Origin of the sequence: Planktothricoides sp. SR001, from assembly GCF_001276715.1 — a bacterium.
GTDB lineage: Bacteria > Cyanobacteriota > Cyanobacteriia > Cyanobacteriales > Laspinemataceae > Planktothricoides > Planktothricoides raciborskii.
In genome coordinates this window covers 1-1,163 of the sequence record NZ_LIUQ01000162.1, presented here as the reverse complement: position 1 = coordinate 1,163, position 1,163 = coordinate 1, and the positions used below count along the sequence as shown (strand labels likewise).

Here is a 1,163-nt window from a genome sequence, read left to right as displayed (position 1 = left end):
CAGCAATTCTCATTTTGGCAAAAAACTGTTCAAGTCCCCTTGAGACCTGTATGGTAATGATATCTGCAAAACCCAAGAGAGCCAGAGCCCTTGAAAAAGCCAGGTTGGTTTGACACTGTAGTGAGTTCTTTTCGCGAGCGCTTGTCGTCGCTACCGGACAAGCGCCGAGGTAAAAATACCCGCTATGGAATGGAGGATGCTGCGTTGAGCGCATGCAGGGGTGTTCTTCACCCAAACCCCGTCCTTCCTGGCCTACCAGCGCAAGATGGCAGGCAATAAGGGTCAAAGCAATGCTCAAAGCCTGTTTGGAGTGCATAAGATTCCTTGCGACAACCACATCCGGGACTTGCTCGACGGGGTTGTGGCGGAGGAGCTGTTTCCCGTATTCGAGGAAATCCTACAGATGTTGGACGAACAGGGTCAGTTGAAGGACTTCCGGTCTGTGGCCGACACCCTGTTGGTTGCTATGGATGGGACGGAATACTTCAGTTCAACTCAAATCCACTGTCCTGGCTGCTCGACACGCACCTTGAGGTCAGGAGACATTCAACACTTCCATAGCGTGGTCACTCCAGTCATCGTCTGTCCAGGGCAGACTCAGGTGATTCCGTTAGTCCCTGAGTTTGTCCGCCCCCAAGACGGTCATGACAAACAAGACTGTGAGAATGCCGCTGCGAAGCGGTGGTTGAACCAGCATGGTCCGAGCTTGAGTCGCTTGAAGGTAACGGTGTTAGGCGATGACTTGTACTGCCACCAACCCCTGTGTCAGCTACTGTTAGACCACCAGTTGGACTTTATCTTGGTCTGTCGCCCAGATTCCCACACTACGCTTTATAACCATCTTGAGGGGATTGACCTACCAACAGTCATCAGCAAAAGGTGGACGGGAAAAGTTGAGGAAGGACTTACCGATATCTCAATGACTTGCCCCTCAAAGACGCGGCGGATGCGCTGTTGGTGAACTGGTGTGAGGTAACTGTCAGCCGTCCTGACCAAAAGGTGATTTACCATAACGCCTTTGTGACCCGCTACACCCTTACTGATGATAACGTAGCTGAGATTGTTCAAGCCGGTCGCACTCGTTGGAAGGTTGAGAACGAGAATAACAATACCCTCAAGACCAAAGGCTACCATCTCGAACATAACTTCGGCCATGGCAAACA

Annotated in this window: 1 pseudogene; it reads left to right on the top strand. The window is 51.4% G+C overall.

Annotation, left to right across the window (positions count from 1 at the left end):
* Positions 1 to 90: 90 nt before the first annotated feature.
* Positions 91 to 1,163, top strand: a pseudogene (locus AM228_RS31460) (ISNCY family transposase); the annotation flags it as partial.